Annotated in this window: 23 protein-coding genes; 14 read left to right on the top strand and 9 right to left on the bottom strand. The window is 69.0% G+C overall.

The features are described 5' to 3' along the window. The first annotated feature begins 29 nt into the window (after positions 1-29). The 3 genes from merB to ACFVU7_RS01975 are packed head-to-tail and all read left to right on the top strand — an operon-like array spanning position 30 to position 1,802. Complete coding sequence (gene merB, locus ACFVU7_RS01985) at positions 30-1,004, top strand: organomercurial lyase (RefSeq protein WP_388043819.1); 975 nt, start codon at positions 30-32, stop codon at positions 1,002-1,004. Between the two features lie 12 nt (positions 1,005-1,016). Then, the gene (locus ACFVU7_RS01980) at positions 1,017-1,316 is read left to right on the top strand and encodes an LPXTG cell wall anchor domain-containing protein (protein WP_388043817.1); all 300 of its coding nucleotides are present in this window, start codon (positions 1,017-1,019) and stop codon (positions 1,314-1,316) included. 24 nt (positions 1,317-1,340) lie between these two features. Beyond that, positions 1,341-1,802, top strand: coding sequence for a DUF5990 family protein (locus ACFVU7_RS01975; protein ID WP_388043815.1), 462 nt, complete (start codon positions 1,341-1,343; stop codon positions 1,800-1,802). A gap of 36 nt (positions 1,803-1,838) precedes the next feature. On the opposite strand, the gene ACFVU7_RS01970 is transcribed toward ACFVU7_RS01975, so the two are convergent. The 3 genes from ACFVU7_RS01970 to ACFVU7_RS01960 are packed head-to-tail and all read right to left on the bottom strand — an operon-like array spanning position 1,839 to position 4,011. Beyond that, positions 1,839-2,891, bottom strand: coding sequence for an ArsO family NAD(P)H-dependent flavin-containing monooxygenase (locus tag ACFVU7_RS01970; protein ID WP_388043812.1), 1,053 nt, complete (start codon positions 2,889-2,891; stop codon positions 1,839-1,841). Then, positions 2,888-3,646, bottom strand: a complete 759-nt coding sequence (locus ACFVU7_RS01965) for an aquaporin (RefSeq protein WP_388043810.1) — start codon at positions 3,644-3,646, stop codon at positions 2,888-2,890. The genes ACFVU7_RS01970 and ACFVU7_RS01965 overlap by 4 nt, the downstream gene beginning before the upstream one ends. 53 nt (positions 3,647-3,699) lie before the next feature. Then, complete coding sequence (locus ACFVU7_RS01960; protein WP_388043808.1) at positions 3,700-4,011, bottom strand: ArsR/SmtB family transcription factor; 312 nt, start codon at positions 4,009-4,011, stop codon at positions 3,700-3,702. A 118-nt stretch (positions 4,012-4,129) separates the two neighbouring features. Between ACFVU7_RS01960 and ACFVU7_RS01955 the strand changes: the two genes are divergently transcribed. From ACFVU7_RS01955 to trxA, 4 genes are all read left to right on the top strand, one after another. Continuing rightward, positions 4,130-4,771 (top strand): low molecular weight phosphatase family protein, encoded by a 642-nt coding sequence (locus ACFVU7_RS01955; RefSeq protein ID WP_388043807.1) that lies wholly within the window; start codon positions 4,130-4,132, stop codon positions 4,769-4,771. Between the two features lie 49 nt (positions 4,772-4,820). Then, positions 4,821-5,252 (top strand): arsenate reductase ArsC, encoded by a 432-nt coding sequence (locus ACFVU7_RS01950; protein ID WP_388043805.1) that lies wholly within the window; start codon positions 4,821-4,823, stop codon positions 5,250-5,252. Between the two features lie 8 nt (positions 5,253-5,260). Further along, a complete protein-coding gene (gene trxB, locus ACFVU7_RS01945) occupies positions 5,261-6,265 on the top strand; it encodes a thioredoxin-disulfide reductase (protein WP_388043803.1) in 1,005 nt (334 codons plus the stop codon). Positions 6,266-6,343: 78 nt separating this feature from the next. Continuing rightward, the gene (gene trxA, locus ACFVU7_RS01940; RefSeq protein WP_388043801.1) at positions 6,344-6,670 is read left to right on the top strand and encodes a thioredoxin; all 327 of its coding nucleotides are present in this window, start codon (positions 6,344-6,346) and stop codon (positions 6,668-6,670) included. Positions 6,671-7,095: 425 nt separating this feature from the next. Here the strand turns inward: trxA and ACFVU7_RS01935 are convergent, their stop codons facing one another. The 3 genes from ACFVU7_RS01935 to ACFVU7_RS01925 all read right to left on the bottom strand — a co-directional run bounded on the left by ACFVU7_RS01935 (position 7,096) and on the right by ACFVU7_RS01925 (position 9,830). Next, entirely contained in the window at positions 7,096-8,373 is a 1,278-nt protein-coding gene (locus ACFVU7_RS01935) for a tyrosine-type recombinase/integrase (protein ID WP_380655239.1), read from the bottom strand. 179 nt (positions 8,374-8,552) lie between these two features. Continuing rightward, positions 8,553-8,936 (bottom strand): hypothetical protein, encoded by a 384-nt coding sequence (locus tag ACFVU7_RS01930; RefSeq protein WP_380655242.1) that lies wholly within the window; start codon positions 8,934-8,936, stop codon positions 8,553-8,555. A 276-nt stretch (positions 8,937-9,212) separates the two neighbouring features. Beyond that, positions 9,213-9,830: a helix-turn-helix domain-containing protein gene (locus ACFVU7_RS01925; RefSeq protein ID WP_388043799.1), complete on the bottom strand. Its 618-nt coding sequence runs from the start codon at positions 9,828-9,830 to the stop codon at positions 9,213-9,215. A 267-nt stretch (positions 9,831-10,097) separates the two neighbouring features. Between ACFVU7_RS01925 and ACFVU7_RS01920 the strand changes: the two genes are divergently transcribed. Both ACFVU7_RS01920 and ACFVU7_RS01915 read left to right on the top strand, forming a co-directional pair. Beyond that, on the top strand, positions 10,098-10,292 hold the full coding sequence (locus tag ACFVU7_RS01920) for a helix-turn-helix transcriptional regulator (protein ID WP_380655246.1): 195 nt from the start codon (positions 10,098-10,100) through the stop codon (positions 10,290-10,292). A 365-nt stretch (positions 10,293-10,657) separates the two neighbouring features. After that, positions 10,658-10,879, top strand: a complete 222-nt coding sequence (locus ACFVU7_RS01915; RefSeq protein WP_388043797.1) for a hypothetical protein — start codon at positions 10,658-10,660, stop codon at positions 10,877-10,879. Positions 10,880-10,980: 101 nt separating this feature from the next. Here ACFVU7_RS01915 and ACFVU7_RS01910 read toward each other — a convergent pair whose 3' ends face one another. The 3 genes from ACFVU7_RS01910 to ACFVU7_RS01900 all read right to left on the bottom strand — a co-directional run bounded on the left by ACFVU7_RS01910 (position 10,981) and on the right by ACFVU7_RS01900 (position 13,869). Next, positions 10,981-11,688 carry a hypothetical protein gene (locus ACFVU7_RS01910; protein ID WP_388043796.1) on the bottom strand — a complete coding sequence of 236 codons (708 nt, stop codon included), beginning with the start codon at positions 11,686-11,688 and terminating at the stop codon, positions 10,981-10,983. Between the two features lie 58 nt (positions 11,689-11,746). Then, positions 11,747-12,781, bottom strand: a complete 1,035-nt coding sequence (locus ACFVU7_RS01905; RefSeq protein WP_380655860.1) for a C40 family peptidase — start codon at positions 12,779-12,781, stop codon at positions 11,747-11,749. 644 nt (positions 12,782-13,425) lie between these two features. Further along, positions 13,426-13,869, bottom strand: a complete 444-nt coding sequence (locus ACFVU7_RS01900) for an XRE family transcriptional regulator (protein WP_388043794.1) — start codon at positions 13,867-13,869, stop codon at positions 13,426-13,428. A gap of 307 nt (positions 13,870-14,176) precedes the next feature. Here ACFVU7_RS01900 and ACFVU7_RS01895 point away from each other — a divergent pair, with 307 nt between their 5' ends. Genes ACFVU7_RS01895 through ACFVU7_RS01875 form a run of 5 tightly spaced genes read left to right on the top strand, consistent with a single transcriptional unit; the run spans position 14,177 to position 20,090 of the window. Beyond that, positions 14,177-14,494 carry a hypothetical protein gene (locus ACFVU7_RS01895; RefSeq protein ID WP_045700742.1) on the top strand — a complete coding sequence of 106 codons (318 nt, stop codon included), beginning with the start codon at positions 14,177-14,179 and terminating at the stop codon, positions 14,492-14,494. An 8-nt stretch (positions 14,495-14,502) separates the two neighbouring features. Next, complete coding sequence (locus tag ACFVU7_RS01890) at positions 14,503-15,252, top strand: hypothetical protein (RefSeq protein WP_388043791.1); 750 nt, start codon at positions 14,503-14,505, stop codon at positions 15,250-15,252. Between the two features lie 34 nt (positions 15,253-15,286). Then, on the top strand, positions 15,287-17,059 hold the full coding sequence (locus ACFVU7_RS01885) for a hypothetical protein (protein WP_388043790.1): 1,773 nt from the start codon (positions 15,287-15,289) through the stop codon (positions 17,057-17,059). Beyond that, complete coding sequence (locus ACFVU7_RS01880) at positions 17,056-18,597, top strand: SCO6880 family protein (RefSeq protein WP_388043789.1); 1,542 nt, start codon at positions 17,056-17,058, stop codon at positions 18,595-18,597. Before ACFVU7_RS01885 ends, ACFVU7_RS01880 begins: the two co-directional genes overlap by 4 nt. Next, positions 18,597-20,090 carry a VirB4 family type IV secretion system protein gene (locus ACFVU7_RS01875; RefSeq protein WP_388043787.1) on the top strand — a complete coding sequence of 498 codons (1,494 nt, stop codon included), beginning with the start codon at positions 18,597-18,599 and terminating at the stop codon, positions 20,088-20,090. Before ACFVU7_RS01880 ends, ACFVU7_RS01875 begins: the two co-directional genes overlap by 1 nt.

Below are 20,090 nucleotides of genomic sequence, written 5' to 3'. Positions count from 1 at the left end.
CCGCAGCGAAGGACGAGGGAGGTACCGCGATGCGGGTGGAGATGCTGACGGTTCCGGACTGCCCGAACGGCCCGGTGCTGGAGGAACGGCTACAGCTGGTGCTGGCCGGGCTCCCCGCCGTCGAGCTGGCGCACCACGTGGTCGAGGACCAGGAGGAGGCCGAGCGGCGGGGCATGCACGGCTCGCCCACGTTGCTGATCGACGGGCGCGACCCGTTCGCCGCCCCGGGCACCCCGGCCAGCGTGTCGTGTCGGCTCTACCGCGGTCCGGACGGCCGCGCGGGCGGAGCGCCCTCGGTCGACGACCTCCGGCGGGTGCTCGCCGGGAGCAACACCAGCGCCGACCCGGATCGGCGGACGGCGCATTCCGGTCCGGCCGGTCGAGGCGGCCGGGGCCGACTCGCGCCCGCCGAACGCGGCCTGCGCGCGGTGCAGCAGGCCGTGCTGCGGTCCTTCGCCACCACGGGCACCCCGCCCGAGACCGCTGATCTGGAGCGCGCCGCCGAACCCTTCGGCGTACCAGCCGAGCAGGTGCTCGCGGAGCTGGCCGCAGAGGACTTCCTCACCCTCGACCAGGCCGGACAGATCCAGGCCGCGTACCCGTTCTCGGCCACCGAGACCGAGCACGCGGTACATATCGCGGGTGGGCCGCAGGTGTGGTCGATGTGCGCGATCGACGCACTGGGCATCCCCACAATGCTCGGGGCCGACGCGGTCATCACCTCGACCGACCCGGTCACGGGCCACCCGATCAGGGTCGAGTTCACCGGCGGAGCGACCACCTGGCAGCCGGCATCAGCGGTGGTCTACTACGGCGCCCGCAGCGGGGACGGCCCGGCCGCGTCCGTGTGCTGCGGCTACCTGCGCTTCTTCACCGACCGCACCACCGCCGAGCAATGGACCGGACAGCAGGCCGGGCTCAGCGGGGCGATCCTGAACCAGGCGGACGCCGAACGCCTCGGCGCCGAGATCTTCGGCGCACTGCTGACCGACGGCGCCGGATAGGCCCGGCGCACCATGCACCCACCCACGCACTCCCGACACCGCGACCCCGAGGGCCCCGGCGGCCTCGGCCTGTTCGCGGCGGTGGTGGCCGCAGCCCTCCTGTGCTGCGCGGGGCCTGCCTTGATCGTCGCCGCGGCGTCGGGTGCGCTGGCCGCGTGGCTCGGCAATCCGTGGGTGATCGCCGCCGCTGTGCTGCTGGCCGTGGGCGCTGTGTGGTGGCTGCGGCGGCGCCGGCAGCGGGCGTGCTGCCCGCCACGCTCCGAGCCCTCACACGACGCCGTTCCCCGTGGCGGCGACCCGCGCGGCAACTGACGCCCTGTCGAGGATGATTGGCCCATGCAGATCCGGATCGACGCCTTCGACCTGCCGGGCCGCACCTGCGGAGCTGGCCCGGACTTCCCCGGCTACACCAACATCCACGTCGCGGTCCAACGCCTGGAGCGGCGCGAGGAACTGCTCGACCCCCAGCCCGGCGACGCCGCCTCGGCGACCTGGACGCTGGACTGCACCGCCACCACCACCCCGGAGGGCACCGACCTCAAGGGCCCCTACATCCAGGGCCGTCCAGGCGGCCGGTTCATCTACCTCTCGTGGGGCACCGTCGACGAAGCCGGCGCCTTCACCCTGTTCCGACGCGCCAAGCTCATGCTCGACGCCGTCGACCCGGCGACCGCTGCCGCCGCTACCCGGCTTGGACGGCTCACCGGACGTCTTCGCCTCACCGACGCCAAGGGCCACCCCCTGTGTGCCGCCGTCCGGCCGCCGCTCGTCGAATGGTCCGCCGAGGCCGCACGCTGATCACCGTCCTGGCGGTGCCGCAGGGGGTGCTCCGGGTCAGCTCAGCAGGGCACTGATCTCCTGGACGGCGGCACGGGCGGTACGGCCGACGCCGATGAGGGTGGCGGAGGCAGGTCCGGTCCAGTCGCCGTAGCCGAGCAGGTGGACTCGCGGGTCGGTCACAGCCCGGGTGTCGACGCTGGCGATCCGGCCGCGCTCGCCGGTCCGCAGGCCCAGCGGGGCGAGGTGGGTGAGGGCCGGGCGGAAGCCGGTACACCAGATCACGGCGTCGGCCGACCACACCGTGCCGTCGTCGAAGCGAGGCCCGTCTGCGGTGAGGGCGTCGAACATGCGGTGGTCGTCGAGGAGTCCGGCTGCACGGGCCTGGCGGACGGGTGGGACGGCGACGATGTCGCCGAGGTCGCTGATGCGCGGGCCGCCGTCCTGGACGCGGCGGGTCGCGATCTCGAACAGGGCGCGGCCGTCGATCTCGTCCGGCAGGAGGCGGGCCGGGCGGCGGGTGACCCAGCGGACGGCGTCGGCATGGCCCGTGAGGTCGGCGGCGATCTGCGCGCCGGAGTTTCCGCCGCCCACCACGACGACCCGCTGGCCGGTGAAGTCCTCAGCGCGGTGGTATTCGCGGGTGTGCAGCTGCCGTCCGGCGAACAGCTCGCGGCCGGGGACGGCGGGAATGAAGGGCCGGGACCAGCTGCCGGTGGCGCTGATCAGGGCCCGGGCGTGCCAGGTGCCCTCGTCGGTGCGGGCCAGCAGGCCGCCGTCGCCGGTCTCCTCCACCGCCTGCACCCGAACTGGCCGGTGGACGGGCAGCTCGTACCGCTTCTCGTACTCGGCCAGGTACTCGGCGACGTGCTCCGCGTCCGGGTAGGTCTGCCCGGCCTGACCCGGCATCGGACGTCCGGGCAGCGAGGAGTACGCGGCCGGGGAGAACAGGCGAAGGCTGTCCCAGTAGTGCTGCCACGCGCCGCCCGGCGCCTCGGAGGCGTCGAGGATCGCGAAGTCGAGTCCGGCACGCCGCAGGTAGTACCCGGTGGCGAGGCCGGCCTGGCCGGCTCCGACAACGAGCGCCTGGACGCGCCGGACGCCGCTCACTTGGCGGTGGCCTTGACGCGATGGGTGAAGATCAGCGCAACGAGGGCCAGGCCCACGACGCCGCCGATCAGCTGCATCCCGATGAAGCCGGGCAGCGAGCTCGGGGCGATGCCGGCGAAGGTGTCGGTGAACGCCCGGCCGATGGAGACTGCGGGGTTGGCGAAGGAGGTGGAGGAGGTGAACCAGTACGCGGCGCCGATGTAGGAGGCGACCGCGACCGGCGCGAAGCGCAGGTGATCGGTCTTCGCCAGGCCGAAGATCAGCAGCACCAGGCCGGCCGTGGCGACGACCTCGCCGATCAGCAGATGCCCGGCCGAGCGGTCGTGGGTGGACCACTTCACCAGCGCCTCGCCGAACATGGCGTCGGCGAGGATCGCCCCGGCGATGGCGCCGACGATCTGCGCCGGGATGTAGGCCGAGACCTCGCGCAGACCGAGGCCCTTGGGGTCCTTGCGGCCGCTCCACCACTCGGCCAGCGTCACGACCGGGTTGAAGTGCGCGCCCGAGACGGGGCCGAGGAGCAGGACCAGCACGCCGAGACCGAACACGGTGGCCAGGGAGTTGGCGAGCAGTTGGAGTCCGACGTCCTTGGTGAGTTCGGTGGCCTGGATACCGGAACCGACCACGACCGCGACCAGGGCGGCGGTGCCGACCAGCTCGGCCGCCACCCGGTTCAGCAGCGGAATGGCAGGCGGCTCGACGGCAAGGGGCTCGGCCTCGGTGATCTCGGGTCTCGCCTCGTCTATGGCGCTCAACAGGTGCTCCTCGTGCAGGGCGGAGTGGGGCCGCCGGGATGGGGCTGGGTGGTTCAGCAGGACCGCTTGCGGCCTTCCGCGGCGGCTTCGCGGGCGGTGGCGGCCAGCCCGGAGAACTCGGCGGCGACGGCCTCCAGGGCGTCGGCGCGGAGCTTGTAGTACGTGAAGCGCCCGCAGGGCTCGGTGTCGACCAGCCCGGCGTCGCGCAGGATCTTCAGATGGTTCGACAGGTTCGTCTGCTTGGCGCCGGTCTCCTCGACCAGGTGCGTCGTGCACAGCGCCTCCTTGGCGAGGAGCGCGACGATCTGCATCCGGAGCGGGTCGGCCAAAGCCTTCAAGACGTCACTGTCGACTGATGTCACCATGGGCTGATACGTTACCCGTGTCGGGCCCGCGAAGCGAGCCCCCTTATCCCGGCCGCCACCGGGGACACCTGCGCGTCTTCGCTCCACGACCGCTGCCCCTGAAGGGCTGGAACCCCTGATGAACGAATCCCCGCCCGCGTCGCCGGACCCGAGACTCCAGGCGGGCGCCACCCGCCTGGCCCTGCGCTACGACGGCGTCTTCGCCCCCGAGACCGTCCAACACCTGCTCGCCGACTCCTACCGGCTCCTGGCCGAAGGAGCCACCGTCCGTACCCACCTGATCGTCCTCGCGGAGCACCTCGCGGACCAGCGCCTGGACGCCCTCGCCCACACCGAGGGCCGCACCGCCTCCGCCGTCCCACGCGTGCTCTTCGTCTGCTCCGGCAACGCCGGGCGCTCCCAGCTCGCCGCCGCGATCCTCACCCACCTCGCACACGGCCGGGTGCATGTCGCCTCGGCCGGCACCGACCCGGCCGACGACCTGGACCTGCACATCGCCGAGGTTCTAGAGGAGGTCGGCGTCTCCCTCCCGCGAGAGGTCTTCCCGAAGCCGCTGACCGAGGAGGTCGTGGCCGCCGCCGACGTGGTGGTCACCATGGGCTGCGGCGACGCCTGCCCCCTTCCCGCGGGGCGCCGCTACCTGGACTGGCACATCCCCGACCCGGACGGCGCCCCGATCGAGCGCGTGCGCGCCATCCGCGACCAGATCACCTCCCGCGTCGAAGCCCTGCTCGCCGAACTCATCGCCCAGCCGAAGTAACCCCCACCCGTCCCACAGCGGGCACCGCACAACCGAAGGACACCTCACCATGACCACCGCGCCGACCGCCTCCGTGCTGTTCGTCTGCATCCACAACGCTGGGCGCTCCCAGATGGCCGCAGGCTTCCTGCGCCACCTCGCCGGCGACCGCGTCGAGGTTCGCTCTGCCGGCTCCATCCCGGGCGACCAGATCAACCCCTCCGCCGTCGCGGCGATGGCCGAGCTGGGCATCGACATCTCGGACCAGAAGCCGAAGGTGCTGACCACGGAGGCCGTCCAGGCGTCCGACTACGTGATCACCATGGGCTGCGGCGACGCCTGCCCGTACTTCCCGGGCAAGAAGTACCTCGACTGGAAGCTGGACGACCCGGCCGGCCAGGGCGTCGAGGCCGTCCGCCCCATCCGCGACGAGATCAAGGGCCTCATCGAGGGCCTCATCGCCGAGATCGACGCCAAGGCCGAGCAGGGCAAGGAGAGCTGAGCATCTTCATGACCGCGAATGCAGAGACCGGGGCCGAGGTGCGCGAGGTCGTCATCATCGGCTCCGGCCCCGCCGGGTACACCGCCGCCCTCTACACGGCCCGCGCCCAGCTCAAGCCACTGCTGTTCGGCAGCTCGATCTTCGTCGGCGGCTCGCTGACCACGACGACCGAGGTTGAGAACTTCCCCGGCTTCCCGCAGGGCGTCGACGGCCCCGATCTGATGACCAACATGCGGGCCCAAGCCGAGAAGTTCGGCGCCGAGATGATCGACGACGACATCGTCGAGGTCGACCTCACCGGCGACATCAAGCTCCTCACCGACTCCGCCGGCACCGTCCACCGCGCGAAGACCGTGATCGTCGCCACCGGCTCCGGCTACCGCAAGCTCGGCATCGACCGCGAGGACGAACTCTCCGGCCGCGGCGTCTCCTGGTGCGCGACCTGCGACGGCTTCTTCTTCCGCGGCAAGGACGTCATCGTGGTCGGCGGCGGCGACACCGCCCTGGAAGAGGCCACCTTCCTCACCCGCTTCGCCGACTCGGTCACCGTCGTCCACCGCCGCGACAGCCTCCGGGCATCGAAGGCCATGCAGAACCGGGCGTTCGCCGACCCGAAGATCACCTTCGCGTGGAACAGCGAGATCGCCGCCATCCACAGCGACAAGCTGGTCTCCGGCGTCACCCTGCGCGACACCGTCACCGGCGAAGAGCGCGAACTCGCCGCCTCCGGCCTGTTCATCGCGATCGGCCACGACCCGCGCACGGAACTCTTCACCGGCCAGCTCGACCTGGACGGCGCCGGTTACCTCAAGGTCTCCTCGCCTACCACCCGCACCAACGTCCCCGGCGTGTTCGGTGCGGGCGATGTGGTCGACCACACCTACCGCCAGGCCATCACCGCGGCCGGCAGCGGCTGCTCGGCCGCGCTCGACGCCGAGCGCTACCTCGCGGCCCTCGCTGATGTCCGGGACGACCTCGACGAGGCCACCGTGGAGACCGTGCCGGTCGGCTGACCGCTCCGGCGCCAACCATCTCCTCAGCACGGCCCGGGTGGAGATCACCACCCGGGCCCTCTCGGAACTGGAGTCACCGTGGCAGGAGCCACCATCACCGTCACCGACGAGACCTTCGCCGCCGACGTCCTGCAGAGCGACAAGCCCGTCCTGGTCGACTTCTGGGCCGACTGGTGCGGCCCCTGCCGCCAGATCGCCCCCGTCCTGGAGCAGATCGCCGCCGAGCACAGCGACAAGATCACCATCGCCAAGCTCGACGCCGACGCCAACCCCGAGACCACCCTCAAGTACAGCGTCCTGTCCCTGCCCACCCTCCACCTGTTCAAGGGCGGACAGGTCATCCAGACCATCACGGGGGCAAAGCCCAAGGCGGCGCTCATGGCCGACCTCGCCGAGTACCTGTAGCCCGGCGGAACCAGCTTCTCGCTGGTGCGCCGCGAGAGGCACTACACAGAACTCCTGCTGAGATCGAACTCAGTGCACTCTCATTTCACATCGCGAGCCCCAGAGCGTTCAGCGTGAGTCGGCGGCCGAGCATTTCCGCAGGTCAGAGCGTTGCCGACCTGCGGAAATGATGAGAGATCAAACTGCGTTTCCGCAGGTCAGAGGCGCCTCTGGCAGTCGTAGAACATGCCTCTGACCTGCGAGAATAGGGGTTCTGCGGAAGATCATTTCACAACCAGTGCACACTCGGCGGCTTCAACGGATGAGCCGTGTCGAGAGACGCTGAGAAACGATGAGCGCATCGTGTCGGCCACCCGCACCCGCCGCTACGCAGCGCCACTGATCTGGAAGGCGCGACGACCGCCAGGCTGTCGCAGATACCGATCCTACGCGGCGTGCTTGTAGCGCCGACCGATCGCCTCGCGAGCCTTGCTGAACGACCGCGCCACCCGGTGGACGTACCTGCGGAGGGTGAAGGCAGGGTCTTCGTGGCCAAGGAGATCGGCCAATGTGTAGATGTCGACTCCCTCGTTCAGGGCCTCAGATGCGAACAGGTGCCTGAGTGAGTGCATCATCTTGTCCCGGCACTTTTCCCACAGCCGGCCGCGGCCGACCGGCTTGTCATTCAGGGCCTGAATTAGCCCGATCTCCTCAAGGGCCGCTTTCCAGAGCCAGTTGTAGTAGTTCTTATTGATTGGCTTGTGCTCGCGAGACGTGAAGAACAGCTTCACCGTTACCGGCGGACCATTCTTTTCGATCCATGGGAGTGTGATCTCAACCGGAGGGAACAGGCGGATGTGCTCGGAAAGAAGGAACGCCAGATCGTCTCCGATTGGAACCATCCGGTCCTTCGGGTCGTCCTCGCCGCCGCCCTTCGGAGGGGCAAATACCATCACGCCGCGGTCATGTGCAATCTGGCGACGGATGTGAACGACCTTCTCCTTGTGGAGCCAGTTGACATCGTCGGGGCTGAACGCGAATATCTCGCCCTGCCGCATCCCGATGCCGCGGCCGCAGTCGACCGTGACCTTGTATCGGTCCGGAAGGTTTTGCTTGATACCTTCGGAGTCTTCCCAGTCCACCGGAAGTTCCTTTGGTGTCTTGCGCTGACGCCTCGGCTTGACACGCTGGACCGAGCGTGAGGCGCAGGGATTCTTGAGGATCAGGCCGTCGTCAACTGCCATCGTGATGATGGAGTTGAAATGGCTAAAAATCAGGCCGGCGTACGTCTCTCCGATGGTCCGAAGCATTCCCTTGATCCACGAGACGATGCGCGAAGGAATCAGGTCCTTGATCTTTATATGCCCCAGCGGTTCGATGATGTAGCGATTCACGCGAGCGATGTACTGCGGCTCGGTTCGAGGGTTCCGAAAGACAAGGTCTGTCAGCCACTGCTCCGCCAGGCTTTTGATGAGAGTAGCGCCCTTATCTTTGGAGATGTAGGTGCCCTCAGTGACACTCGTCTCGATCTTTGCCAAATGCTGCTTGGCATCGTCGTACTTGTCGAAACTCTCGCTGAGCTGCTTCCCATCGTGGTCCCGCCATCGAGCTAGCCAGCGCTTACCTTGGCCGTGGCTGCTCGACGCTACCTTTTTGTGGGCCGTGCACTTCTTTTCCCCGGCGGCCGGGCGCGACTTGTGCCAGCGATCGTAAGGTTCAGACATGTGTTTTCACCGTGCTTCATTGCGATTTGGTCCATGGTGATAACTCCTTCTTTCTGCCCGTTCGAATGTGCGGATTCTGCCGCACTTCGGGTTGCATGGTTTATCTGTAGTCCGCATGTGGCGCTGGTGGTTGCGATGCAGACGAGGGGCGGCCAGAGGCTGGGGCGCCGTGACAGAGATCAGGCCGGCCGTGGGAGGGGGCGAATGCCGAGTGCTGGGTTGCTTGGGAGGAAGCCGCGCCGGACTCCGAACTCCAGTGCACGCTTGAGCGTCGCGAGGATTCCGTTGATCGTGGCGGTGCTCAACCGGCCCTCGGCGCGAAGTGCGGCCACCAGTCGCTCGACGTCTGATCGGCTGATCGTCACGGCGAGCCGGGCGCCGAGGTGCGGCAGGGCGTGCAGGTCGAGCGGCCTGCGGTTGGGGAACCGCGGCGGGCCGGACTTGGCGGGCATTGCGGGCACGGCCGACCAGAGCTCAACCAGACGGTTGAGCGTCAGCGGTGTCCAGCCGCGGGCGATGTCAGCTTGTGCGGCCGTCGCGAGTGATCGCGTCGGCAGGCTCATGCTGCGGAGGCTGCCGGCTTCGTCGCGCCAGCGGACGCGGTACCGGGCCGGAGGAGTGCGGTGGGCCGCGCGAGCGCGTGCGACGGCCTGTTGGTAGTCCGCGTGCCTAGCGCGGTCCTCGATTCGAGAGGGGTACATGCTGTTCTGCCGATCTCTGGTGAGTACATGTCATGAATCTGCCTCTTTCTCTGCCCGTAGGGGTGCGGCCGGTCGGGCACGCAATCGGGTTCGCTTGGATTCGGCGTCCGGCATGGCCGGACGCCAGGTGGTGGGGCCCTACCGTGAGCCGGGTTGGCCCGGCTTGAGCAGGGTGGCGATCTCCTCCGGGCTTGCGCCCGACTCGACCGCGGCGTTGATCTTCGCCAGAGCCTCCGCCATCCCCGAGTTGAAGTCCTCGGTCAGGGCGGCGGCCCGGTCTTGGAGTACCGCGCGGGTGAGGTCCGCGACCGTCTGCTGGCCGTCGTTGGCCGGCATCCGCTGGAGGGCTGCGGAGTAGAACTGCCGCGAGTCGCTTCCAGGCAGCGCCTTCTGTCCACAGAACCACTCCAGGAGCAACTTGGGGTCGCTCTCCGCGAGTTGTGGGGTCAGCTGGAGGGCGGTCCCCGGCTCGACGTCATCGGGCAGGCCCATCAGGTGTGCCGGTGAAATATCCAACACCACTGCCAGGGCCACGAGTTCATCGATCGTCAGGTCGCGCTTCCGGGTGCCGTCTGCGTCTCGCCTGCCGGTTTCGATGTTGTTCAGCACGATGGCCGTCAGCTTCGGGACCCCGGCCTCTTGGCAGGCGTTCGCCAGCTGCTTCGTGGTCCATCCGCGCCTTGTCCGGGCCGCCTTCAATCGGAGTGCCGCCGCGTCGCTCACCGACATCGCCGGTAGAGCCGGGTCGCTGGACATCTGGCCTCCTTGCTCGTCGTATCGGCGACTCTACCCATCGTCTCTCGATCGCGCAATCGACGCTTCGCAACAGGCGGCCGCTCGCCGATACGGCGCACAGCGCATCCGAGGCCCCAGTCACAGTGCAGCAATCGCCCCTCGTTCGCCGATTAAGCGAATTGGATCGCCGTATTGACAACTTGGTCGCAGGCGGATGATGCTCATCCCAGCAGTTCGAAACGGCGAATTCAATCGCCGAAACGGCGAACGAGATGGATGTGAGTACTCATGAGTGCGGACAGGTTGTGGACCTTGCCGGAACTGGCGGAGTTCCTGGGTGTGCCGACGCAGACGATCTACCAGATGAACTGGAAGGGCACCGGACCGCGGAGCTACAAGGTCGGGCGGTGCAGGCGGTACGACCCGCACGACGTGCGGCGGTGGCTGGAAGACCGCTCCTCCGACGCGGGGAGCCAGCGATGAAGCGACAGCACTGCACGAGCCGTCACCCGTGGTGGTCTGTGGATGACGCGGCGATGTACCTCGGGATCACGAGCACGCATCTGCGGGACCTAGCCGCCATCGGTACCGGCCCCAGGTACACCGAGAGCACTGACGGCCTGCGGCGCTACCGGCCGTCCGACGTCAGGCTCTGGGCCTCGGCGGGCCTGGTGCGCGACAGCTGCGGATGGAACAGGGACGCCCGATGACGAGATGGCGTGCCCGCCCGTCCGCTTGTGGGCCGGCCAGCCCAGCGGGATGCCCGAGCCCGCCCCGCCCACCGTGACCGGAACTGCTCCTCCCGACAGACCGGCGCCGAAGCCACCCCTAGCACCGCAGGAGTCACCATGAACAACATCACCCACGACCGCTACGCCGCGCAGCCTCCCACCACCTGGATAGGCCGGCACTGGATGGCGACGACCAGGGACGGCTCCGGCCAGTACCTGCGCGGATTGATCATCGACGTGCGCCCCGGAGGTGTTCACGTCCAGTGGCCACCCTCGGACGGCCAGGATGAACACGCCGAGTGGACCACCACCGACAGGGGGACGCTGGCCAGGGAGTGACGAATCGCAGAGGGCCGGGGCCTCACCACGAACGGTGAGGCCCCGGCCCTCTGCCTATGTACGCGAGTCGATCCCGTAGGCCGACAACACCGCCGACTGTGTCAGCTGACGCGGCTCAGTAGCTTCACCACCGCGGAGCCGTACGCTCTGGACCGCTCCCAAATCGCGTGGCGGTCACGGCTGGCCTGCTGGAACTCCTCCTCCAGATCGGCCCGGACCCGCATCCCGAAGTCGGGGTGCAGCCACGTCTGCTCCTTCCAGCTCGTCTTCCTGCTCAGCGCGGCGATGGGCGGGACAGAAGCGCCCTGCCCGTGTTGACCGTCCGGCTTGAACGCCTCGTAGTAGGCGTCGCGGTTTTGGTGCCCGAGCAGGCTGGCGCGCAGGAGTCGTGCCTGCTCGGCCACGGCCAGGACAAGCGGGTCGTCCTCTGGAAGACCGACGAGGCGCTCCGGACCGGGCAGCGGGATCGCGTGCCAGATCCCGGCGTCGTCCCGGTGGACGGCGGCGTTTCGCCACCACCGAGGGGAAGCTGCTCCGGGCAGAACCCGGCCGAACGGAAGCCACAGCGGCGCCGGTCGGCCGGCAGCACGGCGACGAAGGGCGAACCCGGCGGCCTTGAGGAGAGCGGCATCCCGTGCCCGGCTGAGCGCGACGGCGGAGAACAGTTGCTCGCGGCCATCGCGCTCGCCCGGAGCACGGTCACCGGGGAGCCGCTCGCGGACGACCTCAACCTTGGACGCGGCGCTGCGCGCGAGGTTCGCCCGTTCGGCGAGATCGCGGACCGTCCGGTTCCACGACTGTTGGATCATGTTCCCTACTCACGTCGGGGTGGTGGTGCAGGCGGGCCAGGACGAGGTCAACCGGGACCTACGAGGGAACGATCCGCCGGAAGGCCACCGCTTGCTTGTCCCAGTATCCGCCGGTGAAGTTCGTGATCTGGATGTTCTTGCCCGTCCGTGGAGCGTCCAGGACGAGGTTCGACCCGAGGTACATCCCGACGTGTCCGGGGGAGGTCGGGGTGCCGTCCGTCCCGGCCAGGAAGATCAGGTCGCCCGGCTTGAGCTGCGCCGCGCCGTAGACCGGTGTCCCGTCGAAGACCTGCTCGAACGTGGTTCGGTGGATCGTGATGCCGGCGGCCTCGTAGGCGCGCAGCATCAGGCCGGAGCAGTCGTAGCTCGGATCGCCGGTTCCGCCCCACTGGTAGGGCATGCCCAGCTTCGAGATGCCGAACTTGATCGCGGTGACGACCTGGACGGGTGTTCCGGCGGGGAGGGAGAAGCCGGCCGGGAGGCTGGTGGCCTCCGTCGTCGTCTGACCGTCGCCGTTGCCCTGCGAGCAGCCCGTGGCGTTCCCGCTGTAGGTGGCCACCAGCTGCTGGGCGGTGCTCTCCCACTTCGCGTAGGCGGAGGGGAACGCGCTGGCCTGGACCCGTTGGGCGGCCACGGTGACCGGCAGGGTCTCCCAGCCCGGAACCTTGACGAGGGCGGCGTAGAACTTGGTTGCGGAGTAGACGGGGTCCATGATCTGTGCAGGCGAGCCCCACCCCTGCGACGGGCGCTGCTGGAACAACCCGACCGAGTCGAGGTCGCCGGAGCTGAGGTTCCGCAGCGTCGACTCCTGCAAGGCGGTCGCGATTGCGACCACCGCGGCCTGCGGCGGCAGCTGGAGCTGGACCGAGACCTGGTAGATGATCTGGCCGTTGTTGATCTGTTCCGTGGTCAGCTGCTGTCCGTCCGCGGTGATCTGTCCTGGTGCCACGGGCTTGAAACAGCCCAGCCCGCCGTTCGCGGCGGAGCCGGCCGGGGTGGCGGCGGCGGTTCCTCCGCCGGAGAGCGCGATGCCAAGGACCACCCCGAAGGGCGCCAGGACGCCCGCGAGAGCCAGATGGGCTGCCTTCTTCACGTGCCACCTCTGCGGCCGTCGCCGCAGAGCAGCGCACGGCCGTTTCACATCAGCTAATGGGATTCGTTCGAACCATAGGCTGACGTGGTGCACTCTGGTCAACCAGAGTGAGCGTGATCAATGCCACTGATTAGCCAGAGTGAATTCGTTTGGGCATGCCCGGCCTAAGAAGTCATGAGAGGGGCCCTGCTGTCGCGAGGTGGTCGCGGTGCACGTGCTGGCAGCGGCTCAGGCGCCGGCGCGGCCGAACAGGTGCTGGAGAGCGGCGGGCCTCAGATCCGGGAAGGCCAGGCGAAGGGCCGCTTCGGCGACCCCCTCCGCCCCAGCCGCGTGGAGCCGGATGTCCGCCGTTGCAGGCGAGCGCCGCCTCGGCGGCGCTCCGGCCGATGTCGGCGGAGCGGCTGCCGCCGGCGACTGCTGGGATGGCTGCGAAGGGGCGCCATGGTCCAGCTGTCGGTTGCCGCAGAGCTGCGACGCGCTCATGAAGATGCCTCCCTGGTCGGGAGGCAGTCCATGGAGCGGTGCGCCGGTAGTCGGCCGGTCACTCCTCCCGGCTCGCAGAACTGTATGCGACCGAACACCGGGAGTGTGCCGACTATGTGAACTTGTGATGATCGGGTGAGCGAGGTGGCGTGTGGGCCTCGTCACTCGGGTGCGGCGCTGGAATCGGGCAGACCCTCCATCGCTCGCGCCGATTGGATCATGGTGGCGATGGCCGCCATGCTGCGCTCCGAGAGGCCGTCCATGTCGAGCACCATCTGTCGGATCGACGCGCTTCGCAGTGCGCCCGCGAGGCGTAGCTGCTCGTCGGTCCGCTTCGCCGTCTCCTCCTCGTAGAAGTAAAGCGGGGAGACGCCGAAGAAGTCCGCAATTGCCGTGAGGCGACTGTGTGTTGGGTCGGTCCGCTTGCCCTTGCGTAGCTGCCATAGATAGGTGGCTCCGAGGACCTGGTGGCCCGCCTTCTCGTTGATCGCTTGGGCGACCTCGGGGTTGGTGTACGGACCCCGGTCGGCAGGGTGGACCGTCGCGAACAGGTGTTCCAAGCGGCTCGCGACCGAGCCGGCCCCGGCGGATTCTTCGACTGGCATGACGCGGGTAGCACTCCTTGCTGCTGACTGGGTCTCATCGTTGCGCACAGTGACGCCGATTAGCCACCGTAAACAGAGAGTGGTCGGGTGAGGCTAGTCACATTCACTTTGGTTGACGCGCAGGGCCTGCGGGCGCTTATCGTTTGCTCACGGCCGATTAGCCAATGTGAATCGCACTGACCTGACGTGCTGCACTCAGGTGAAGGCCGCTTCATTCGCCTCCCCATGCCCGACAGCAGGGGCGGCTCCTTCTGGCCAGGACAGATCCTGCGGGATCGCTGGCACGTCTGCCTTCCGGGAGCCCGGTATGTCCCTCACCCTGCAAGCCGTTCACCACCTTGCAGACGTCCACTACCTCGCGGATATCCAGAATCCCGCGCCGGCCGACCCGACCAACGGCAGCAAGGGCGCGAACTTGCTGCTCAGCTACGCGAAGTGGGGCGCGCTGATCGCGTGCGCCGTCGCCGCCGTGGTCTCCGGGGGCCTGATGGGCATAGGCCACCTCTCCAACCGGCCCGACAGCGCCGAGAAGGGGAAGCGCTCCCTGGTCTGGTCGCTGGGCGGCGTCATCGTAACCGCCTGTGCAATCCCGGTCGTGAACACCGTTTTTGGCGCTGCGGCCTAAGACGCGTCATGAACCAGTTCCTCGACCACCGCCCTCGCCGCCGGATTCTGCCGCTGCTCCTCCTCGGTGTCGTTGGCCTGCTCGCCTTCGTCGCCATCGGGGTTGCCATCGAGTCCGGCAGCGAGCCCCGCGGGCCCAAGGTGTTCACACCGCCGGCTGCCATCCCGCCACCGGGATCGGTCACCGGAGTGGACTCCACAGGGTCGCCCACCCCCGGGCTGACCGGCCCGCTCCAGCTCGTGCGCGGAGAGCGCCTCGTCAACGGGGTGCAGTTGGGCTTCCCGCATTCCACGGTAGGCGCTGTTTCGGCGGCGGTCGAGTACTGGCGCCAGCTCGGCTCCACCCTTGAACCCGACCGTGCCGCAGCCGTCGCCCGGCTCGTCGCAGCCGACTCCTGGTCTTCCGCCGCGGACGACCTCGCCAAGGGCCCGGTCGCCACCCGCAAGGGGCTCGGTTTGCCGCAGACCGGCCAGTTGCAGCCCGGGGCCTCCGTCGTCCTGTCACCCATTGAGTACCAGGTGCGCTCGGTCGGCCCCGACAACGTCCAGGTCCTGCTGCTGGCCACTTACACCACCAGCGTGCCCGGCACCGGAATGCAGACCCGCATGGGCGTTTACCCGCTCGACCTCACCTGGTCCGCGAACGACTGGCGCATCCCTGCCCCCTCGGGCAACTCCACCACCGACTACACCAGCCTCACCGCCGAGCCGGGCAGCCCCCAAGCCTCGGCCAAGGGCTGGCAGGAATTGAAGCGATAACCATGGCCACCACCAGCACCACCAGGGGGTCAGCATGGCCTGCGGCCTGACCAGTCCCCTCGACTGCGTTCCCGGCATCGGCGACACCGTCCTGGGCAGCCTCGCGGGTGACGCCGCAGGCAAGGTCGCGGGCAGCGCGTGGGAGTCGATCTGCAAGAACTTCGCCGACTCCGCGACCGAGCTGCTCAAGACCTTCGCCACGGCCTTCGTCAAGATCCCGCCCGTCGACCTCGCCAGCAACGGCATACGAAGCGTCTACGCGATATCCCTCGGCATCGCCGGCCTCGTTGCCTGCCTGCTCGTCATCGTCCAGGTCATCCGTACGGTGATCACCCACGACGGCCGCCCGCTGGCCACCGCCGCCGTAGGTATCGGCAAGGCGGTGCTCGCGTTCATGCTCACGCTGATCGTCGCCTCAACCGCACTGGTGGCGAGCGACGAGCTGACCAAGTACATCGTCGACAACTCGCTCGGCGGCGAGAAAGCCCTCAGCGACAAGATCGCCAAGCTCGTCTCCTACACACCGGGGACAGCGGCCTCGCTCCTGCTGATCATCGCCATCATCGGCATCCTGCTGACGCTGGTGCTCTGGTTCGAGATGCTCCTGCGCAACGCCGCGATCGCCGTGCTGATCGCCACATCACCGATCTCGGCGGCGGGCCAGGTGTCCGACTCCACCAAGAGCTGGTGGTCCAAGCTGGTCTCCTCCACCGTCCAGCTGATCATCCTCAAGCCGATCATCGCGCTGGTCTTCGCCCTCGGCTTCAACGTTGCGGGCGACTCGAAGGACCTCCAGACCACCCTGTCGGGGATGCTCATCCTGCTGCTTGCGGCCCTCGCCTGGCCAGCCATCGCGAGGTTCTTCACGTTCGCATCGGTGCAGGTCGGCGGCGGCTCCGGTCTCGCCGCTCTGCTCGGCTTCGCCGGAGGCCGGATGAGTGCCCCAGGGGGTTCGCCGACGGGTGCCTCACCGGACTCCTTCGGTCAGGAGAGCGCCAGCCGGACGATGAGCAACTTCGCTAGCAAGGGTGGCGGCGGTGCTGCAGCAGGAGGCGCCTCCGGGGGTGCCGGAGGTGCGGCAGCTGGTGGTGCCGGAGGCGCGGCGGCCGGAGGAGCCGGTGCAGCAGCAGGACCCATCGGGATGATCGCCGTCGCAGGGGTAAAGGCCGCGCAGCAGGCCGTCAACAGCCTGGCCAGCGGCATGGAGAAGATGGCCGGTCACGCCGGTGTGCAGGGGGCGAATCCGTACGCGGCGCAGCCCGCTGGCTATGTCAATCGCCACGCAGGAACACCCTTGCCGACAGGGGGCCAGATGGTTCCGGGGCAGCCGGAGCCTGACTGGTCCGGCCAGCAGGGGTCTCAGGAGGAGCCGGTGCAGCCGGCCAGCCCGCAGGCCGACCACCATCAGGCGCTCCAGGACTCCACTCCGGATCTGCCGGTCGCCGGTGCTGGGCGGAGTGACCCTCCCACGATCGAGATGCCCCCGGTGCCCGCAAGCCCGCCCACCGGCGCCTCGGCAGCGCAGGTTCCCCTGGCCGGGGCCGCACCCAGCGGCGGTGCCGCGCCGACTCCCACGCCGGGGGCCTCCCCAAGCGGTAGCCCGGCCGGTGCGCCCGCTCCGTCCGCCACGGCGGCATCCGAGGGTGAAGCCCCGAGTGCTGCGGCCCGGCCGGTCTCCGGGGCGGCACTCAACGCGAACCAGCCCGCTCCTGGCTCCCGGGCCGAAGCCGCCCCGGCCGAGAGCGCTGCCAAGCCGCCTGCCAAGTCCATCCGCCCTGACCGCTCCGAAGGAGGGGCCAAGTCATGAGTACCGAAGTTGCCCGCACCCGTACGTACTTCGGGTGGCAGCAAGAGCGGGTGGCCTTCCTCTTCGGCCTCTCCGCTCAGCGGGCCGCCATGCTCGGCGGTGCCGTCCTCGGCTTGATCTGGCCGTTCGCTATCTCCTACGTCCGGGCCGGCGTCGTGACCTGGCCCCTGTCCTTTCTCCTCTTCCTTCTCGCGTTCGTCCGGATCGCCGGGCGCACCGTCGACGAATGGGCGGTCGCCGCAGTGTCCTTCGAAATCCTCCGCTTCCGTGGGCAGAATCGTTTCCTCTCCGGTGCCTTCGCGCCGCGCAAGGCAGCTACGGACGAGCCGAAGTTGGACCTTCCCGGCATCCTCGCCCCGCTGGCGATCCTCGAAGCAGACGGGGGTGGCGGCGTCCCGATCGCCGTGATTCACCACCAGCTCGACCGCACGTACACGGCGGTCGCGCGAGTGCGCTTCCCCGGCATCGGCTTGGTCGACTCCCATCGCCGCGACCAGCGGGTGGCCAGCTGGGGTGAACTGCTCAACTCCCAGTGCACCGAAGGCAATCCGATCATCCGAATCCAGGCCCTCCAGCGCTTGGTCCCGGAATCCGGTGCGGCCCTCCAGCGCTGGCACACCGACCACGTCGCCACCGAAGCGCCCACCGTCGCCGTCGACATCACCAAGTCGCTGCTGTCCACGGCCACCCTGGCCACCAGCCAGCGCGAGGCGTACCTGGCGATCACGATGGACGCCACCCGCGCCGCCGGGCCCATCAAGGCAGCCGGCGGAGGAAGCGCGGGAGCCGCCGCCGTCCTGGTCCGCAACCTTCGGGCCATGACGTCCTCGATCGCCTCCGCGGACCTCCAGGTGGAGAGCTGGCTCAACCCCCGTGAGCTGGCCGAGACCATGCGGACCGCCTTCGACCCGGACTCCGGCCGGATGCTCGCAGAACGACGCGCGACGGCCACCGCAGCCGCGATTCGCGGACACAAGGCCCCCTTCGAAGCCGGAGTGGACCCGGCAGCGGCAGGCCCGTCCGCTGCCGAGAGCTGGCGCGGCCGGTACGAGCACGACGGCGCGATGTCCGTCACCTTCTCCGTCCACAGCTGGCCGAAGAACAAGGTGTACAGCACCGCCCTCGCCCCGCTGCTGGGCGAAGGCAAGTACCGCAGGTCGCTGAACATGCACATCGAGCCCCGCAGCCCCCGCGCCGCCGAGCGCGAGGTCATGCAGGAGCGAACCGCCCGCGAGGTCGCCGTCAGCATGCGGCACAAGACCGGCCAGATCATCCCGGAGCACGAGAAGCAGGCACTTCGCCAAGCAGAGGCCCAGGACGCCGAACGCGCCGCCGGCCACGGCCTGGTCCGCTACACCGCCTACTGCACCGTCACCGTCACCAACCCCGCCGACCTGGAAGACGCCTGCGCCGAGCTGCTGGCCGACGCCAACAACGGCCGGATCGAACTCCAGCGCATGTGGATGGCCCAGGACGTTGGCTTCGCGCTCGGCGCGCTGCCGGTCGGCATGGGCCTGCCCAAGAAGCGGGTGGCGTGATGATCTTTCGCCGACGTGCCACCGACCTGCCGGTGCTCGACCTAACCGACGTGCTCGGCCGCCCGGCCCCGGTCGCGACGAAGCCCGTGAAGCAGAAGGCGCCCAAACAGCGCCGCGAGCCGGTCGCACCCCGGCGCGGCCACGCCCGCCCCTTCGGCGGGCGGGCACCGAGGATGCCCCAGGTGCCGGTGTACCGCGGCTCCACCGGCCAGGTGCAGGGCCTCTACCCCTGGCTGTACGGGGCATCCATGCCCCCGGCCGGCGCCTACATGGGCGTCGACTGCCTGGCCGGCGGCGCCTTCTCCTGCCACCCGATCGAGTGGCTGCACCGTGGACTGATCACCAACCCCAACCTCTTGATCACCGGGGTCCCCGGTACGGGCAAGAGCGCGACGATCAAGTCCCTGGTGACCCGCCTGTCTGCCTACGGCGTCCGGAGCTTCGTCCTCGGCGACATCAAGAACGAGTATGCCGGGCTGGCCCGGGCGTTCGGCGTCGAGCCGGTCGAACTCGGCCCGGGATTGCGCAACAGGCTCAACCCCCTCGACTCCGGCCCGCTCGGCACGAACCTGCCGTCCGACCCGGAGGAGCTGCGCGAGCGCCTGGACGAGGTCCACCGCCGCCGGATCACCCTGCTCTCCTCCCTGCTGGTCATGCGGCTTGGCCGCAACCTGACGCCCACCGAGGAAGCCGCGCTCTCCCTCGCCATCCAGCACGCCTCCGGACAGGCCGCTGGAGCGAGCCACCTCGCCGACCCGACCATCCCGCAGGTGTGGGCCCTGCTGCGCGACCCGCTGCCCGAGATGGCCCAGGACCTGCGCGTCCGCGACGCCGACGTGACCGAACTGCGGGAGATGATCCGCCCGGCCGCCGACGCGCTCGGGAACATGGTCCGCGGCTCCCTCAGCGGGTTGTTCGACGGGCCAACCACCGTACGGCCCGACTTCGACGCGCCGATCCAGACCGTCGACCTCTCCCGGATCGACGGCCGAGGCGACGAGACGGTGGCCATGACCCTTGCCTGCGTGAGCAGTTGGGGCCAGGCGGCGATCGACGAACCGGGTGGACCTGTGCGCCTGGTCGTGCGCGACGAGCTGTGGCGCGCGATGCGAGTCCCAGCGATGATCCGCAAGCTGGATTCGGACCTGCGGCTCTCGCGCGCCCAGGGAACGATCCAGGTCTTGAGCACCCACCGCTTGTCGGACTTCGAGGCGGTCGGCGCCCAGGGCAGCGAAGAGGTCAGCATCGCCCGCAACTTGATCTCCAGTTGCGACGTGCGGATCTGCCTGCGCCAGGACACCGCGCCCCTGGCAATGACGCGCGACGTGATCGGCCTTACCGACACCGAATGCGCGCACATCGCCAGCTGGTCGGGCGAGCAGATCGGCCGCGCCATCTGGAAGATCGGTCGGACCTCCAGCCACGTGGTCCAGACCATCCTCAGCCCGATCGAGCGCCAGCTGTACTACACCAACGAGCGGATGGCTGTGTGA

Origin of the sequence: Kitasatospora sp. NPDC058046, from assembly GCF_042885595.1 — a bacterium.
GTDB lineage: Bacteria > Actinomycetota > Actinomycetes > Streptomycetales > Streptomycetaceae > Kitasatospora.
This window is presented reverse-complemented; position numbering and strand designations above follow the sequence as displayed.

Bases quoted from the DNA above. Each gene is read 5' to 3' on its own strand.
- ACFVU7_RS01895 (WP_045700742.1), top strand. From the start codon at position 14,177: ATGTCCCTCACCCTGCAAGCCGTTCACCACCTTGCAGACGTCCACTAC.
- ACFVU7_RS01925 (WP_388043799.1), bottom strand. From the start codon at position 9,830: ATGTCCAGCGACCCGGCTCTACCGGCGATGTCGGTGAGCGACGCGGCG.
- trxB (WP_388043803.1), top strand. From the start codon at position 5,261: ATGACCGCGAATGCAGAGACCGGGGCCGAGGTGCGCGAGGTCGTCATC.
- ACFVU7_RS01955 (WP_388043807.1), top strand. From the start codon at position 4,130: ATGAACGAATCCCCGCCCGCGTCGCCGGACCCGAGACTCCAGGCGGGC.
- ACFVU7_RS01880 (WP_388043789.1), top strand. From the start codon at position 17,056: ATGAGTACCGAAGTTGCCCGCACCCGTACGTACTTCGGGTGGCAGCAA.
- ACFVU7_RS01890 (WP_388043791.1), top strand. From the start codon at position 14,503: ATGAACCAGTTCCTCGACCACCGCCCTCGCCGCCGGATTCTGCCGCTG.
- ACFVU7_RS01920 (WP_380655246.1), top strand. From the start codon at position 10,098: ATGAGTGCGGACAGGTTGTGGACCTTGCCGGAACTGGCGGAGTTCCTG.
- ACFVU7_RS01900 (WP_388043794.1), bottom strand. From the start codon at position 13,869: ATGCCAGTCGAAGAATCCGCCGGGGCCGGCTCGGTCGCGAGCCGCTTG.
- ACFVU7_RS01975 (WP_388043815.1), top strand. From the start codon at position 1,341: ATGCAGATCCGGATCGACGCCTTCGACCTGCCGGGCCGCACCTGCGGA.
- ACFVU7_RS01915 (WP_388043797.1), top strand. From the start codon at position 10,658: ATGAACAACATCACCCACGACCGCTACGCCGCGCAGCCTCCCACCACC.
- ACFVU7_RS01875 (WP_388043787.1), top strand. From the start codon at position 18,597: ATGATCTTTCGCCGACGTGCCACCGACCTGCCGGTGCTCGACCTAACC.
- ACFVU7_RS01980 (WP_388043817.1), top strand. From the start codon at position 1,017: ATGCACCCACCCACGCACTCCCGACACCGCGACCCCGAGGGCCCCGGC.
- ACFVU7_RS01935 (WP_380655239.1), bottom strand. From the start codon at position 8,373: ATGTCTGAACCTTACGATCGCTGGCACAAGTCGCGCCCGGCCGCCGGG.
- ACFVU7_RS01930 (WP_380655242.1), bottom strand. From the start codon at position 8,936: ATGAGCCTGCCGACGCGATCACTCGCGACGGCCGCACAAGCTGACATC.
- merB (WP_388043819.1), top strand. From the start codon at position 30: ATGCGGGTGGAGATGCTGACGGTTCCGGACTGCCCGAACGGCCCGGTG.
- ACFVU7_RS01885 (WP_388043790.1), top strand. From the start codon at position 15,287: ATGGCCTGCGGCCTGACCAGTCCCCTCGACTGCGTTCCCGGCATCGGC.
- ACFVU7_RS01910 (WP_388043796.1), bottom strand. From the start codon at position 11,688: ATGATCCAACAGTCGTGGAACCGGACGGTCCGCGATCTCGCCGAACGG.
- ACFVU7_RS01960 (WP_388043808.1), bottom strand. From the start codon at position 4,011: ATGGTGACATCAGTCGACAGTGACGTCTTGAAGGCTTTGGCCGACCCG.
- ACFVU7_RS01950 (WP_388043805.1), top strand. From the start codon at position 4,821: ATGACCACCGCGCCGACCGCCTCCGTGCTGTTCGTCTGCATCCACAAC.